Annotated in this window: 13 protein-coding genes and 1 riboswitch; of the genes, 7 read left to right on the forward strand and 6 right to left on the reverse strand. The window is 72.0% G+C overall.

Going from position 1 to position 14,619, the window contains the following annotated elements:
• The first annotated feature begins 208 nt into the window (after positions 1 to 208).
• From ACZ42X_RS21090 to ACZ42X_RS21110, 5 genes are all read left to right on the forward strand, one after another.
• Positions 209 to 1,711, forward strand: a complete 1,503-nt coding sequence (locus tag ACZ42X_RS21090; protein ID WP_468292127.1) for a Y4yA family PLP-dependent enzyme — start codon at positions 209 to 211, stop codon at positions 1,709 to 1,711.
• Positions 1,708 to 3,030 (forward strand): pyridoxal-phosphate dependent enzyme, encoded by a 1,323-nt coding sequence (locus ACZ42X_RS21095; RefSeq protein WP_468292130.1) that lies wholly within the window; start codon positions 1,708 to 1,710, stop codon positions 3,028 to 3,030. The genes ACZ42X_RS21090 and ACZ42X_RS21095 overlap by 4 nt, the downstream gene beginning before the upstream one ends.
• A gap of 1 nt (position 3,031) precedes the next feature.
• Positions 3,032 to 4,246, forward strand: coding sequence for an aminotransferase class V-fold PLP-dependent enzyme (locus tag ACZ42X_RS21100; protein ID WP_468292133.1), 1,215 nt, complete (start codon positions 3,032 to 3,034; stop codon positions 4,244 to 4,246).
• Between the two features lie 48 nt (positions 4,247 to 4,294).
• Entirely contained in the window at positions 4,295 to 5,050 is a 756-nt protein-coding gene (locus ACZ42X_RS21105; protein ID WP_468292136.1) for a methyltransferase domain-containing protein, read from the forward strand.
• An 86-nt stretch (positions 5,051 to 5,136) separates the two neighbouring features.
• Positions 5,137 to 5,412, forward strand: a complete 276-nt coding sequence (locus ACZ42X_RS21110; protein ID WP_361423323.1) for a hypothetical protein — start codon at positions 5,137 to 5,139, stop codon at positions 5,410 to 5,412.
• A gap of 7 nt (positions 5,413 to 5,419) precedes the next feature.
• Here the strand turns inward: ACZ42X_RS21110 and ACZ42X_RS21115 are convergent, their stop codons facing one another.
• Positions 5,420 to 6,190 (reverse strand): transglycosylase SLT domain-containing protein, encoded by a 771-nt coding sequence (locus ACZ42X_RS21115; protein WP_468292139.1) that lies wholly within the window; start codon positions 6,188 to 6,190, stop codon positions 5,420 to 5,422.
• 4 nt (positions 6,191 to 6,194) lie between these two features.
• A riboswitch (cyclic di-AMP (ydaO/yuaA leader) is annotated at positions 6,195 to 6,365 on the reverse strand.
• A 610-nt stretch (positions 6,366 to 6,975) separates the two neighbouring features.
• Between ACZ42X_RS21115 and ACZ42X_RS21120 the strand changes: the two genes are divergently transcribed.
• On the forward strand, positions 6,976 to 8,430 hold the full coding sequence (locus ACZ42X_RS21120) for a nucleobase:cation symporter-2 family protein (protein ID WP_468292142.1): 1,455 nt from the start codon (positions 6,976 to 6,978) through the stop codon (positions 8,428 to 8,430).
• 81 nt (positions 8,431 to 8,511) lie between these two features.
• Here the strand turns inward: ACZ42X_RS21120 and ACZ42X_RS21125 are convergent, their stop codons facing one another.
• The gene (locus ACZ42X_RS21125; protein WP_468292145.1) at positions 8,512 to 9,177 is read right to left on the reverse strand and encodes a transcriptional regulator; all 666 of its coding nucleotides are present in this window, start codon (positions 9,175 to 9,177) and stop codon (positions 8,512 to 8,514) included.
• Positions 9,178 to 9,436: 259 nt separating this feature from the next.
• On the opposite strand from ACZ42X_RS21125, the gene ACZ42X_RS21130 reads away from it, so the two are divergent.
• Positions 9,437 to 10,681, forward strand: a complete 1,245-nt coding sequence (locus ACZ42X_RS21130; RefSeq protein ID WP_468292148.1) for a Tm-1-like ATP-binding domain-containing protein — start codon at positions 9,437 to 9,439, stop codon at positions 10,679 to 10,681.
• Positions 10,682 to 10,684: 3 nt separating this feature from the next.
• Here the strand turns inward: ACZ42X_RS21130 and ACZ42X_RS21135 are convergent, their stop codons facing one another.
• Genes ACZ42X_RS21135 through ACZ42X_RS21150 form a run of 4 tightly spaced genes read right to left on the reverse strand, consistent with a single transcriptional unit; the run spans position 10,685 to position 14,379 of the window.
• A complete protein-coding gene (locus ACZ42X_RS21135; RefSeq protein ID WP_468292151.1) occupies positions 10,685 to 11,278 on the reverse strand; it encodes a GTP-binding protein in 594 nt (197 codons plus the stop codon).
• Positions 11,265 to 11,630, reverse strand: a complete 366-nt coding sequence (locus ACZ42X_RS21140) for a DUF742 domain-containing protein (protein WP_468292154.1) — start codon at positions 11,628 to 11,630, stop codon at positions 11,265 to 11,267. The genes ACZ42X_RS21135 and ACZ42X_RS21140 overlap by 14 nt, the downstream gene beginning before the upstream one ends.
• On the reverse strand, positions 11,627 to 12,034 hold the full coding sequence (locus ACZ42X_RS21145) for a roadblock/LC7 domain-containing protein (RefSeq protein WP_361423344.1): 408 nt from the start codon (positions 12,032 to 12,034) through the stop codon (positions 11,627 to 11,629). The genes ACZ42X_RS21140 and ACZ42X_RS21145 overlap by 4 nt, the downstream gene beginning before the upstream one ends.
• Positions 12,031 to 14,379 carry a sensor histidine kinase gene (locus ACZ42X_RS21150; protein WP_468292157.1) on the reverse strand — a complete coding sequence of 783 codons (2,349 nt, stop codon included), beginning with the start codon at positions 14,377 to 14,379 and terminating at the stop codon, positions 12,031 to 12,033. The genes ACZ42X_RS21145 and ACZ42X_RS21150 overlap by 4 nt, the downstream gene beginning before the upstream one ends.
• Between the last annotated feature and the right edge of the window lie 240 nt (positions 14,380 to 14,619).

Consider the following 14,619-nt stretch of genomic DNA (forward strand, 5'->3'; position numbering starts at 1 on the left):
GTACCCCGCACAAAAACAAAAACACGTGGTGAACCTTGTCCTCCCCTCCTTGCGCGGTTGTGGGGGGCCCGTCTCACGACCCGCGCAAGACCCCCCCCCCCCACGCCCATGCCCGCCCCCGCCGGGCGGCATAACCGGCGCCGACGTGGATAGGACCATATGGCCGACGTGACGGCCGTCGGCTTTCCTCGTCGGGAGGACTGCTGCCATGGGGGACGCCCCCTTGTTGTCGGACGACCCGCCCCTGTACCTGGAGCCGCGGCTGGCGCCGCTCGCGGCGGGGCTGCTGGAGGGGGGTGGGGCGTTTCTCCACGCGCTCGTCGACGCGCTCGGATCACCGCTCAACGTGGTGCTGCCCGACCAGATCGCCGAGAACGCCGAGCGCTTCCGCGACGTCTACCGGCACCACAGCCTCGGCGGGCGGATCTTCTTCGCCCACAAGACGAACCGGTCCAGCGCCCTGGTGCGGCGGCTCGCCGCGACCGGGCCCGGGGTGGGGGTCGACGTGGCCTCGCTCGGCGAGTTGCAGCACGCGCTGGGTGCCGGGTTCGGCCCGGACCGGATCGTGGCGACCGGGCCCAAGGACCCGGACTTCCTCTGGCTCGCCGTCCTCACGGGCGTCACCGTCAACGCCGACGGCGCCGAGGAGCTCGACCGGGCCGCCGCGCTCGTCCGGCGGCATGGGTTACGCCGCGTCCGCGTGCTGCTGCGCCTGTCGGACTTCGCGACCGGCACCGGCGTCAGGCGCCTGTCCCGCCGCAGCCGCTTCGGCACCCCCGCGGCCTCGCTGGACCGGCTGCTGGACACGGCCGAGCGCCACCGCGACCAGCTGGAGCCCGTGGGCGTCGCGTACCACCTCGACACCACCAGCCCCGACGAGAAGGCCACCGCGCTCGCCGGCTGCCTGCGCGCTGTGGAGGAGCTGCGGAAGCGGGGCTTCGGCCCGCGCGCCATCGACATCGGCGGCGGCTTCGGCGTCGGCTACCTCGCGCACGCCGACCAGTGGGAGCGGTACACCACGGCGCTCACCGACGCCGTCATGGGCCGCCGGCCGCCGCTCACCTGGGGCGGCCACGGCTACGGCCTCCACGCCGAGAACGGCACCCTGCGCGGCTCGCTCGGCCTGTACCCCGCCCACCGCGAGGTCACCGGCGCCGCCTACCTCGACGAACTGCTCTCCCGCCCGGCCCCCGGCCTGGACCGCCCGCTCGGCACGCTGCTCCTGGAGGGCCTCCACGACCTGTACACCGAGCCCGGCAGGGCGCTGGCAGACCAGTGCGGGCTCTCGCTCGCCCGGGTGCTGGAGGTGCGCCGTACGGACGCGGGCGAGACCCTCGTACGCCTCGCGATGAACGCGGGCGACGTGAGCCTGGAGGACCACGGCGTCCTGATGGACCCCGTCCTGGTGCCCCGGGACCCCGCGCCCGCCGGTCCACCGGAACCCGTGGGCGTCCACCTCATGGGCAACCTCTGCCTGGAGGCGGACCTGATCACCCGAAGAACCGTTTTCCTGCCCCGGCTGCCGCGCCCCGGCGACCTGCTCGCCTTCGCCAACACCGCCGGCTACTGCATGGACTTCGGCGCCACCCGGGCGCAACAGCAGCCCGTGGCCCGCAAGGTCGCCGTCCACCGCGCCGACGACGGCTCCTGGCACTGGTGCCTCGACGAACAGTACTGGCCGCACACACCCCCTGGGGGACCACAGGCATGAGGTACGAGAGCATCACCGACGCCATCGGCGACACCCCGCTGGTCCGCATCGACCCGGCCGTGCACGGACTGCGCAGCATCGACCTCTACGCGAAGCTGGAGATGATGAACCCCTTCGGTTCGGTCAAGGACCGGGCCGCCTGGAACATGGTCCGCGACGGCCTCCCCGGGGCCCGGGAGCGCGGCGAGACGATCGTCGAACTCTCCAGCGGCAACACCGCCAAGGCGCTCGCCCTCATCGCGGGCATGCACGGCCTCGGGTTCAAGAGCGTCACCAACCGGATGCGCATACCCGAGATCAAGGACCTGCTCCTCCTGCTGGGCGCCGAGATAGAGGAACTGCCCGGGCAGAGCGAGTGCCTCGACCCGACCGCCACCGACGACCCGCTCACCCTCTTCCACCAGCGGCTCGGCGCACCCGGCAGTGCCCACCTCCACACCGACCAGTACTTCAACACCCGCAACACCGAGGCGCACGCCCAGGGCACCGGCCCGGAGATCGTGGCCGACCTCGACGGCCGCGCCCCCGACTGGTTCATCGCCTGCGTGGGCACCGCCGGCTCCTCCTCGGGCGTGGCCCGGGCGCTGCGCGCACACGCCCCGGACGTCGGGATCGTCGGGCTCGTCGCCGAGAAGTCCGACTTCATCCCCGGCATCCGCACCATCGACGAGGTCCAGGAGGTCGGCCTGTTCGACCCGGCGACGTACGACACCCTCGACACGGTGGGCGCGGACGACGCCATCGACGGCATGCTGACGCTGGTCCGCCGCTGCGGCATCCTCGCCGGGCCCACCGGGGGTGCCGCGTACCACGGCGCCGTGCGCCACCTGCGGGCGCTCGACGCGGAGGGGACCGGGGACCGCCGCACGGCCGTCTTCATCGTCTGCGACCGCGTCGAGAGCTACCTCGGCTACGTCCGCAAGCGCCGGCCCGAGCTGTTCGGCCTGCCGCCGGCGAAGAACTCCGTGGCGACGCTCTCGGACGGCGAGGTCCGCTCGGCCACGGTCATCGACGTCGCCGACGCGAGGAAGTGGATCGCGGCGGAGAACCCCCTCGTGGTGGACCTGCGCGGCCCGTTCGCGTACGGCGCCCTCCACATCGACGGCTCCGTCAACATCGTCGACGAGCTCTTCGACGAACTGGTCCGCGGCGGCCTGCCGTTCAGCAAGAGCCGGCCCGTGCTGCTCGCCTGCCCCGTCGGGGAGAAGTCCGCCCGGTACGCGGCGCTGCTGACGCGCATGGGGCATCCGGATGTCCGGAGCCTCGCGGGCGGCATCATCGCGTGGCGCGACGCGGGCGCGCCCCTGGTGCGTGACTGACATGGCGTACGAGACGGGACACGACACCGAGGGCGACCTGAAGGAGCTGGCGGACTGGCACCGCGCGCTGCGCGCCCAGTTCCCGCAGATCGCGGCGCATCCCGAGCCGGCGTACCTGGACAGCGCGGCCACGGCCCAGAAGCCGCGGGCCGTCCTCGACGCCGCCCACACCTATCTGACCACCTCGAACGCGAACGCCGGCCGCGGCTCCTACCCGTGGGCCAACCACACCACCGCGCTGGTCGAGGGCGCCCGGGACCGGGTCAAGCGGTTCCTGGGCGACCCGGAGCCGGAGCGCTCGGCGGTGCACTTCACCAGCGGGGCCTCGGAGGGGCTGCGCACCGTCGCCCGCGACTGGCTGCCGGAGCTGCTCCGCGACGGTGACGAGATCGTGGTGCCGTTCGCCGACCACCAGGCCAACCTCGCGCCGTGGCGCGAGACGGAGCGGCTGCTCGCCCGGCAGGGCGTGCGGATACGCCTGCGGGAGCTGCCGTATCAGGAGAGCTCGGGGGACTACGACCCCGAGGCGCTCGCCCGCGTGGTGGGCCCGCGCACCCGCTTCGTCGCGGCCACCCACGTGCACCACGTCTACGGCGCCGACATGAACGTGCACCGCGTCCGCGCGGTGGTCGGCCCCGACGTGCCGATCTGTCTGGATGCCGCGCAGAGCGTGGGCCACCTGCCCGTCTCGGTGGCCGAGCTCGACGTGGACTTCGTCGTCTTCTCCGGCCACAAGGCGCTGGCCCTGCCCGGTACGGGCGCGATCTGGGCGCGCGGCCGGCGCGGTCCGGAGTTCCGGCCGGGCGGCTGGGAGGGCACCCCGAACACGGCCGGTGTCGTCAGCCTCACGGCGGCCCTCGACTGGCTGGAGGAGGCGGGCACGGACCGCATCGAACGGTGGACCGTGGCCCTGGCGGCCCGGCTGACCGACGGACTGGCCCGGATGGACGCCTACGAGGTGCTCGGCTGCCGCTCTAGCCTGGACGCCGACTCCACGGTGCAGCGCCGCAGACACATCGTCACCTTCCGGCACCGCGGGATCGGCTCGCAGGACCTCGGCTTCATCCTCTACAGCCACGGCTTCATGGTGCGCTCCGACAGCCACTGCCAGGCGGGGACGGACCCGGAGGACGGCTCGGTGCGGATCAGTCTCCATGTCTACAACGCACCCGAGGAAATCGACCGGCTTCTCACCGCGCTCGCCAGTCTGCAATGATTTCCATGTCCGTTTAGGTGTGGCGAGAAGGCAGGGGCGCGAGAGGACATGAGTGTCAGTACGGTGGCGGCCGCGCGATGGGTGGACCGCTGGGAGAGGCAGCAGCAGCGCTACGCGGTCGACCGCGAGGAGGCGTTCACCGTCATCGCCGACGTCGTCGAGGGCGTGACGGCGGGCCGGCGGGCGCCCCTCGTCCTCGACCTGGGCAGCGGACCCGGCTCGCTGGCCGCGCGACTGGTCCGCCGGATGCCCCGCGCCCGGGTCGTGGCGGTCGACGCCGACCCGCGCCTGCTGGAGCTCGGCCGGGCCTATTACGGACCGGCCGTGCGGTACGTGGAGGCCGTCATCGGGCAGCCCGGCTGGCTCGACGCCGCCGGGACGGAGGGGCCGGTGGACGCGGCCGTCTCCACGACGGCGCTGCACTACCTCAGCGAACGCACCCTGCGCCGGGTCTACCGCGACCTCGCCGGGCGGCTGCGCCCCGGCGGGGTCCTCGTCAACTGCGACCACATCTGTCCCGACTCCGCCAAGGTCGGCGAGCTGGCCCTGCACATCGGGCGGCGCCGGGCCGAGCGGGAACCGGCCGTCGCGGACGAGGACTGGGAGACCTGGTGGTCCGGGGTCGCCGCGGACCCGGAGCTGGCCGCCCTGTTCTCCGCCCACCGCCACCACCGGCACCCGCGCTGCGAGGGCAACGACCTGACCCTCTCCGGGCACCTCGCCCTGCTGCGCGAGGCCGGTTTCGAGGAGGCGGGAGCCGTCTGGCAGTTCGGCAACAACCATGTCCTCGTGGCCGTGCGCTGACCACGCGCGGTAGCGTCACGGCTCCTTCACGCAACCGCCCCGCCCCGCCGGTCGCGCGACCGGCGGAGCGGGGTCAGCATGGGAACGTGACATGGGCATCGTGGACGACGGTCCGGGTCTACGCCGGACGCGGTGGCGTGAGCACCGACACGGTCGGTGTCATCACCGGGGAACTCGACGTGCACACGACCTGGGTCGACGGCGAGGCGCGGGTGGCCGTGCAGCACAGCGGGGCCTCCGACTGGTTCCCGATGAGCGGAAGCCCCGTGCCGTGCTCGTCGGAGGAGGCCAGCCGCGTGCTGCACGACGCCGTCGTGGAAGCCGTACGGTCCGGCGGCGGGGCGACCGTCCCCCGTCAGTAGGCGCCCGTCAGTAGGCGCCGAAGACGTTGTCGATCGACCCGTACCGGTCGGCCGCGTAGTTGCAGGCCGCGGTGATGTTGGCGACCGGGTCGTACGGGTCGGTCGACGTGCCGGGCACGTGGTACGCCCGGAACGTCGGGTCGATGACCTGGAGCAGGCCCTTGGACGGGGTGCCCGCGGCGGCGTTGGAGTCCCAGTTGTTGATGGCCAGCGGGTTGCCCGAGGACTCGCGCATGATGTTGCGGTGGATCCCGTCGTACGAGCCGGGGATGCCGCGCTCGGCCATGATGGCGAGCGCTTCCTTGATCCAGCCGTCGAGGTTGTTCGCGTAGGTCGCGGGCTTCGCGAGCGCCGGCCGCACGGTGGAGCGGCTGGCCCGCTCGGCGGCGGCGGGCGCGGCGGGCGCAGCCTTGGCCTTGGCCTTGGCGCCGATGGTGAGCTTCATGCCGGGGCGAATGAGCGACGGGTTGTCGCCGACCACCGACTTGTTGTCCTCGTACAGCTTCTTCCAGCCACCGCTGACGCCACGGTCCTGCGCGATCTCGGAAAGGGTGTCACCCGCGACCACGGTATACGTGGCGGGTTTCGCCGGGGCCTTTTCCACGGCCGCGGAAGGCGCGGTGTTCGGCACCGCGTTCGGCACCGCGTTCGGTGCCGCCTCGGCCGCGGTCGCGCCGAAGAGGGGAAGGGCGAGTGCGGCGCCGCCCGTGCCCGCGGCGGCGACTCGGCGGGCGAGCGGATTGTTCTTGGGGCGGCGGTGCTTACCCTGTGCGGGCATGGCGGATTCCTCTCCGTCGCCTGCGAGGTGAGCTGTCGGGTTCGGGCTGGAGATGCCCGGTCGTATCCGCACGCGACCGCGTGCGCACATGACTTCACCCCAAGCCGTTCCGTATACACGGACCGGCGGCTTACCTGGTTCCCCCGCTCCTGCCGTACGTCGGTGGTGGGTGGGTGCGGTTTCCGGACGGCGGCAGGATTCGGCGGTCCGACCGGATTGCGGTGACGGTAAGCGAGAGCCTCGGGCCGGAACAAGTCGTGAAGAGCGCACGCGCGATTACGGAAACGCCATGAAGGGAGTTCTGCCGGAAAGTCAATTCCCTGTCCCAGCAGGGGAAATGCGGTGCGGAGGACGCGCACCCCGAATGACGGGAGGTGAGTCATGTCACGGCGCGAGCAAAACGCCCTCGGAGTCGCCTTATCGGAGAACCGCGGCGAGCCGGACGAACATCTGTGAAACCAGAGATATTCGGGCGAAAGGTGCGTCTTGTGAGGTGGGGGAGCGGTGAGTGTCGTGCCGGTTACTCGCGAGGAACGTCCGACGTCAACTAAGGTGAGCGCCCCGATCGGCTCCACCTGCGGATCTCATGCGCAAGGCGGCTTCGCCATGCCGATCGAAGGAAAGTCCTCCAACCAGGACGCACATCTCAGTGCAGGGCGACGTGGTGTCGGCAACTCCGCCAGACGTCGGCTCCGTACGGGCCGGCGAGGCCTCGTCCTGACACATTCCGGGCTCCGAGGCGTCGGCTCCTCTCATTCACCTACCTCTTGTAAGGCAAGGCAGAGATGGCACGAGTCTCCCGACGGCACTCCGGGACGCAGACGCATCCCGTCGACGAACTGCTCCCCCTCCCGCAGCTCACGCTCTACGGCTTCCAGCACATCCTCGCGTTCTACGCGGCGGCCGTCATCGTCCCCGTACTCCTCGGCAACGCCCTCGGGCTCTCCGACGAGCAGCTGGTCCACCTGGTCAACGCGGACCTGCTCACCTGTGGCATCGCCACGATCATCCAGGCGCTCGGCGTCTGGCGGATCGGTGCGCGCCTGCCCCTGGTGCAGGGCGTGACCTTCACCGCCGTCTCGCCCATGGTCGCGATCGGCATAGGCGCGGGCGGTGGCACCGCCGGTCTGCTGGTCGTCTACGGCGCGGTCATCACGGCCGGCATCGCCACGTTCCTCTTCGCACCGTTCGTCGGCCGGCTGGTGAAGTACTTCCCGCCCGTTGTCATCGGCACGATCCTCACCATCATCGGCATCACGCTGATCCCGGTGGGCCTCCAGAACGCCGCCGGCGGCGCCCACCTCATCGGCGACCCCGCGTACGGCTCCGGGAAGAACCTCGCCTACGCGCTCGGCACCCTGCTCCTGATCCTGGTCGTGGTCCGGCTCGGCAAGCCGTTCCTCAGCAGCCTCGCCGTGCTCATCGGGCTCGTCGTGGGCACGGCCGTCGCCTGGCTCCTCGGGGACGCGCACTTCGACGCGGTGGCGGACGCCGGCTGGTTCGGCGTCACCACGCCCTTCCACTACGGCATGCCGCAGTTCGAGCTGCTGCCCATCATCGCCATGGTCGTCGTCATGCTGATCACGATGGTGGAGACGACCGGCGACGTGTACGCCATCGGCGAGATCTCCCGGAAGAAGGTCGACAGCGACACCGTCACGCGCGCGCTGCGGGCCGACGGCGTCTCCACGATGCTGGGCGGAATATTCAACTCCTTCCCTTATGTGGCATTCGCGGAGAACATCGGACTCGTCCGCATGTCCAAGGTGGTGAGCCGCTTCGTGGTGGTGGCCGCCGGTGTCTTCATGATCCTGCTGGGGCTCCTGCCGAAGGCCGGCAGCCTGGTCGCCGCGATCCCGCACCCCGTGCTCGGCGGCGCGGCGATCTCGATGTTCGGCATGGTCGCGGCGGTCGGCATCCAGATCCTCGCCAAGGTGGACCTGCGCGAGGAGCGCAACGCCATCATCCTGGCGGTGAGCCTCGGCGCGGCCATGCTGCCCACGACGGTCAAGCCGTTCTTCGAGCGCATGCCGGACGACGTACGGGCGGTGCTGGACAGCGGCATCACGCTGGGCGGTCTCACCGCCCTCGTGCTGAACCTGTTCTTCAACGCGTTCACGCGGCGCAAGGCGATGGAGATCGACTGGGAGGACTACGAGGACGAGACCCCGCCCGCCTCGCCCTCCCCGCCCGCAGAGCCCGCCCCGTACGCCCCGGGCGCCGGCGCCGGGTGGCGCTGAGTCCTTCCCGCGGCAGCAGAGCAGGACGGCCGACGGCCCCCGGACATCCGGGGGCCGTCGGCCGTCCGCGCCTCGTGCGCCTCAGAAGCCGCGCGGCGGCGGCTCGTCGCCCACCTCGCCGATCAGCTCCCAGAAGTGGTCCACGAGCCGGTGCAGGAACGCCGAGCGCTCCGCGGCGACCTCCTTCAGCCGGGAGTCGTCGTTGCGCGCCATCAGGTGGCCCATGTACCGCTCGGCGAACCCCGCGAACTCCGTGTGCATCGTGCGCAGGGCGTCGCCCACCGAGGTCTCGTCCACGACGACCATCTCCGCGACGGGCGTCACGTACACCTTCCAGCGTCCCTCGATGGCCGTACGCAGGAGCCCGGCCAGCTCCTCGTCGCGGCCCATGATGCTCACCAGCCCGCGCAGGGACAGCCCCAGGGCCTCCACCAGGGCCCTGGTCTGCCGGATGTCGCCGTCCCAGCGGTGCGCCGCCTCCGCCGCCCGGTACGCGGCGGGATCCATGCCGATCCGGTCCGCCAGCCGCTCCACGCTCAGCTGCCGGGCCAGCCGGTGTTCCGCCAGCGTGCGCGGCTCGATTCCCATGAGTGCGGTGGCGGGACACCACAGCACGTCGGCGAGGGCGAAGAGGTGGGTTTCCGAGGGGAGATGGGAGCCCTGTTCCCAGGCGGCGACCAGGTCCGGGTGGACGGGAACACCGCACGCCGCCATGGACTGGGCCACCTGTGCGGTCGTCAGGCCCATCCGGGCTCGCGCCGCTCTGGCCTCTCGGGGGGAGAAGGGAGTGCTGTACACGAAGGACACCTAAGGGAGTGGATGAACATCCAGGAGCGGGCAGGCTAACAGATGCTCCAGTGGTAGGAAGCGTCAACTTCCCTTAGATCGCAAGGCGATATGGCTTTGTAGGCTTTCGTTCGATGGTCGAACGTTTCCGGTCGGTAGTCGGACGGCGACGGTGCGGGCGGTCTTGCCGCCAGGGGTTCCCCGGCTGGAAAGTACGGTCATGACGATGGTCGTACTGGTGGGGACCCTGGACACCAAAGGGCTGGAGTACGGATGGCTGCGCGAGCGGCTGCTACGGCGGGGCGTCGACGTCCTGGTCGTCGACACGGGGGTGGCCGGGTCTCCGCGGATACCCGCCGACGTGGAGCGCGCCGAGGTGGCCCGGGCCGCCGGCGTGGACCTGGAGGCGCTCCGAGCCCGGGGCGACCGCGGCGCGGCCGTGACGGCGATGGCCAAGGGCGCCGAGGCGACCGTCCTGCGGCTCCACCGCGAGGGGCGGCTGCACGGCGTGCTGGCCATTGGCGGCAGCGGCGGCACCTCCATCGCCACCCGCGCGATGCGCGCCCTGCCGCTCGGGGTGCCGAAGGTGATGGTCTCCTCGATGGCGGCGGGCGATGTCTCGCCGTACGTCGGCTCCAGCGACATCACCATGATGTACAGCGTGGTCGACATCGCCGGGGTGAACCGGGTCTCGGCCCCGATCCTCGCGAACGCCGCCGACGCGGTCGCCGGCATGGCCGAGGGCTTCGCGGCGGCCTCCCGGGCGCTGGTCCCCGCCGAGTGGGGCGCGGACGGCGGCGCGCCGCTGGTCGCGGCGAGCATGGCGGGGGTGACCACCCCGGGCGTCGACGCGGCCCGCGAGCGGATGACGGAGCTCGGCTACGAGGTCCTCGTGTTCCACGCCAGCGGCGCCGGTGGCCGCACCCTCGAAGCGCTGGCCGGGCAGCGGCTGTTCGCCGGCGTCCTGGACCTGACGGTCTGCGAGCTCGCCGACGACCTGTGCGGCGGCATCCTCACCGCCGGGCCGGACCGGCTCGCCGCCGCCGGGGGGGCCGGCGTGCCGCAGGTGGTGAGCCCGGGCGCGCTCGACATGGTGAAGTTCGGCCCCGTGGACACCGTCCCGGCGCGGATGCGCGACCGGCACGTCCACGTACACAACCCGTCCATCACGGTGGTGCGGACGACGGAGGAGGAGTGCGCCGAACTGGGCCGCCGCGTCGCGGCCAAACTGCGGGCCGCCACCGGCCCGACCGCCCTGTGCCTGCCGCTGCGCGGGCTGTCCACGCTGGGTGCGCCGGGCGGGCCGTACCACGACCCGGCCGCCGACAAGGCGCTCTTCGACGCCCTGCGGGACGGCGTGCGGGGCAGCGCGGTCGAGGTCGTCGAGATGGACACGCACCTCAACGACCCGTCGTTCGGCCGCGCCGCCTCCGAGCTGCTGCACCGGATGATCGGCGGCCGGTGAACCTCAGACCAGCTCCGATTTGGCGATGAGCAGGTCCATGAGCGAGAGCAGCGTCTCGCGCACGTCGCCCCGGCGCCGCGCGTCCAGCAGGAGGACGGGGGTGCCGGGGTCGCGCAGCCGCAGCGCCGCCTTGATCTCCTCGGCGGTGTACGGCTGTTCGCCGTGGAAGCAGTTCGCGCCGACCACGAAGGGCAGCCCGCGGCTCTCGAAGAAGTCGACGGCCGCGAAACTGCGCTCCAGGCGCCGGGTGTCGACGAGGACGACCGCGCCGAGCGCGCCGTTCAGCAGGTCGTCCCACATGAACCAGAAGCGCTCCTGGCCCGGCGTACCGAAGAGGTAGAGGACGACACCGGCGTCGGTGAGCGTGATCCGGCCGAAGTCCATCGCCACGGTCGTCACGGCCTTCGACTCGACGCCCGCGAGGTCGTCGACGCCGACCCCCGCGGCCGTCAGCCGCTCCTCGGTGCGCAGCGGCTCGATCTCGGAGACCGTCTCGACCAGGGTCGTCTTGCCCACGCCGAAGCCCCCGGCGATGAGGATCTTGACGGGGGCCGCTTCCGGGAACGAGTCCGGGGAGGAGGAGTCAGATACGGGCAAGGTTGTCCCTGATTCTCATGAGCAGGCGGGTGTTGGTGGTCTCGGACTCCTCCAGGGGCGGCCGGTGGTGGACCAGCCCGCGGTCCGCGAGTTCCCCGAGGAGCAGCGTCGTCGGAGTCAGGCGCATGTGCAGCCGGGCGGCGATCTCCGCGACCGCCAGACCGTTCGGCGGCGGGCACATCGCCAGGACGGCCTGCCACTCCGTGGGCAGGCCGCTCCGGGCGTCCGCGGCGACCGCCGCCGTGATGGTGGTGTCCATGGTCAGGGCGGTGTGCGGAGCGGCCGTACGGCCGTCGGTGAGGGCGTACAGCCGCGTCCGCCGGCGGCCCGCGTCCTGCGGCTCGTCCGTCATGACGATGTGGGCGCCTGGGTGCGTTCCGGTGTGCCCAGCCACTCCCCGAGCGCCTGCGCGGTACGCACCGCCTCACCGCCCAGCTCGCCCAGTCGCGCCTTGCGGGAGGTCACGACGATGAGGGTGCTGCCCTCGCCGCACCCGACGATGCACAGGTACCGGTCGTCCATCTCGACCAGCTGGCGGATGACCCGGCCGCCGTCGATCTCCCGGGATATCGCCTTCATCGTGGCGGCGATGCCGGAGGACGCCGCGGCGACGCGCTCGGCCTGGGGCCGGTCCAGCAGGTAGGCGCTGAGTTTGATGCCGTCGTTGGAGAGGAGCACGGCGCCCTGGATGCCGGCGATCCGGCTCAGGTTGTTGTCCAGGACGCTGTAGATCATGTCGTTCGATGCCGTCGTCATGGCTGATCCCGTCGGAGCTCTTGTTCGACTTGCTGGGTTCCGTGTTCGTAGTCCGACCAGGCGTCGGCCACTTCCTCGGGGGTCGCCGTGTCGGGGGCGACCGTTGCTTCGGGTGCGCGCGGTTCGAGCAGCTGCCGCGCCATGTGCGTCTGGGGGACGCGCTCGGGCAGCGGGGGCCGGGTGCCGCCCTGCCGCGGCGCCGGCACGCTGTCCCGCGGCGGGTCCTGGGACGCGCCCCGGGACGAGCCCTGGGATACGCCCTGCGCCCGCACCGGGAGCCGGTCCTGCCTGCGGCGCACCGGCAGGCCTGCCTCGCCGACGTGCAGCACCAGCTCGGGCTTGCGCTCCTCGACGCGCTCTTCGACGCGTTCTTCGACGCGCTCCTCCGCGCGGCGCGGCTCGGGCCGCGGCGGCACGGGCACGGGCGCCGGCCGCCGTACGGGGCCGGGCTCGGGCTCGGTCGGGACGAGGTGCTCGGCCGGGATGATCACCACCGCCGACGTGCCGCCGTACACGGACCTGCGCAGGGTGACCCGGGCCCCGAGCTGGTCGGCGAGGTGCCCGACCACGAACAGGCCCAGCCGGTGGGCGTTCTCGGCGAGGACGGCGTACGGCGGCGCCGAGTGCAGGCGCCCGTTCATCTCCTCGTACGCCGCCGGCGTGACGCGCGGCCCCCGGTCCTCGATCTCGACCGACAGCCCGTCGGCGACGAGTTCGGCCCGGATGACGACCTTCGACCGCGGCGGGGAGAACCGGGTGGCGTTGTCCAGCAGCTCCGCCAGCAGGTGGCTGATCTGGCTGATCACCCGCGGTTCCACGCTGATCTCGTCCAGCGCCTGCCGCTCGATCCGCCGGAAGTCCTCGACCTCGGCGGCCGCCTCGCGCAGCAGGTCGGCGACGCGCATGGGCTCGGTGTGCGGGTCGGGGATCTCGCCGCCCGCCAGGATGAGCAGGTTCTCGATCTGCCGCCGCATGCCGACCGTCAGCTGGTCGGACCGCATCAGCTGGGCCAGCAGGGTCTCGTCGTGACCGAAGGTGTCCTGCAGCTCCTCGGTCAGGGTCAGCTGACGGCTGACCAGGTTCCCGGTGCGCGAGGCGATGCCCGAGGCGAACATGCCGAAGCCGTGGCGCTCCGCCGCCAGCTGCCGGTGCCCGTCCACGGAGACCTCGACGACCCGGGCGAACGCGTCGCTGATCCGCCCCACTTCGTCCTGGTCCCCACTGATCCGGGGCAGGGTGTCGGCGTCGACCGGCCGACCGCGCTGGAGCCGGGCGACGGCGTCCGGCAGCGTCCGCTCGGCGACGGTCACGGTGCTCTCGTGCAGCCGCCTCAGGCGCCGCAGCACCGAACGCGTGGTGAACGCGACACCGGCCGCGACCAGCAGCAGCGCGCCCGAGCTGCCCGCGATCAGCCAGGTGACCTCGGACTCCAGCTCGTCCGCCTTGGCGTTGGCACGGGCGAGCAGCGCCCGCGAACGCTCGGCGTTCAGCGCGTTCAGCTCCGGGGCCCACTTCGCGTGCGCGGCCCGCCACCCGCTCACCTCGCGGGGCAGTTTCACGCCGAAGTCGAGGTCCTTGTGGTCGGACATGACCGCGTTCTCGATACGGCCCTTGGCCTGCCAGGCGTCCGAACCGACGAGCTGCGCGTAGAGCTCGTTCTCGTCGGGTGCCAGGTACGGCACGACCCAGGTGTCGTACAGATAGCGGTGGGCGCCGACGGCGTTGACGAAGTCGGAGAAGCGGGTGTTGCTCAACTCCCGGGAGGGGCCCGCCAGCGCGAGGATCGTGTCCTGCCGCGCCACCATCTCCGACGCCGAGAACATGGTGACGACCACCCGGCTCTCCAGCGTCAGCTCGGCGTCCTCGGTGTGGCTGAACTCGTCCTGGTAGAAGCGGATCATCTGGCCGATCACGCCGCTGTAGTAGACGATCACACTGTCGGCGGTGCCGCTGCGGATGTCGGTGCGTTCGCGGTAGGCGCCCAGGTCGTCCAGACCCTCCGTCACCTCCTGCAGCCGGCGTTGGGCCTGCTCGGAGCGCGCGCCCCCGTCCGCCGTGGCGGCCCGGCGGAACACCTCAGCCGCCCGGTCGGTGGCCGCCCGCTGCCGGCGCAGCTCGGCCTCCGCCGGGGAGGCGCCCGCCCACCGCTCGGCGGTCATCGCCCGCTCGGCCTGCATCTCGACCATCAGCTCGAACAGGGGGGTGCCGATCCGCTCACCGGCCGCCACGTCGGCGCGCAGATGGTGCGACTGGGCCAGCAGGCGGTCCGCGGTGACGGCGACCTGCGTGCCCATCGCCACGGTGGGCACCACCGCGAGGGCGATGAGGAGCGTGCGCAGGCGCACGGGGCGCCGCCGACGAGGCTTCGGCTGGGGGCGGGGACCTTCGGGTTCTATGGGAGACATCCGTCCTCGGAGCGGAGAAGGCGGGGACCTGCCGGCAGCCGGGTGCGGCACAGCCCTGGGGAGGGGCTCGGGGACGGCCGGTCCGGCTTCGGTGGGGACGAGCGAGAAGGATGCCGATCATAACCAGCCAGGGAAAGAAATGGAGCCGTTGCCTCCATGGATGGTTTCTGGTATGCGCCT

It is taken from the genome of Streptomyces sp. NPDC030862, from assembly GCF_055571835.1.

Bases quoted from the DNA above. Each gene is read 5' to 3' on its own strand.
- ACZ42X_RS21090 (WP_468292127.1), top strand. From the start codon at position 209: ATGGGGGACGCCCCCTTGTTGTCGGACGACCCGCCCCTGTACCTGGAG.
- ACZ42X_RS21095 (WP_468292130.1), top strand. From the start codon at position 1,708: ATGAGGTACGAGAGCATCACCGACGCCATCGGCGACACCCCGCTGGTC.
- ACZ42X_RS21100 (WP_468292133.1), top strand. From the start codon at position 3,032: ATGGCGTACGAGACGGGACACGACACCGAGGGCGACCTGAAGGAGCTG.
- ACZ42X_RS21105 (WP_468292136.1), top strand. From the start codon at position 4,295: ATGAGTGTCAGTACGGTGGCGGCCGCGCGATGGGTGGACCGCTGGGAG.
- ACZ42X_RS21115 (WP_468292139.1), bottom strand. From the start codon at position 6,190: ATGCCCGCACAGGGTAAGCACCGCCGCCCCAAGAACAATCCGCTCGCC.
- ACZ42X_RS21120 (WP_468292142.1), top strand. From the start codon at position 6,976: ATGGCACGAGTCTCCCGACGGCACTCCGGGACGCAGACGCATCCCGTC.
- ACZ42X_RS21125 (WP_468292145.1), bottom strand. From the start codon at position 9,177: ATGGGCCTGACGACCGCACAGGTGGCCCAGTCCATGGCGGCGTGCGGT.
- ACZ42X_RS21130 (WP_468292148.1), top strand. From the start codon at position 9,437: ATGACGATGGTCGTACTGGTGGGGACCCTGGACACCAAAGGGCTGGAG.
- ACZ42X_RS21140 (WP_468292154.1), bottom strand. From the start codon at position 11,630: ATGACGGACGAGCCGCAGGACGCGGGCCGCCGGCGGACGCGGCTGTAC.
- ACZ42X_RS21145 (WP_361423344.1), bottom strand. From the start codon at position 12,034: ATGACGACGGCATCGAACGACATGATCTACAGCGTCCTGGACAACAAC.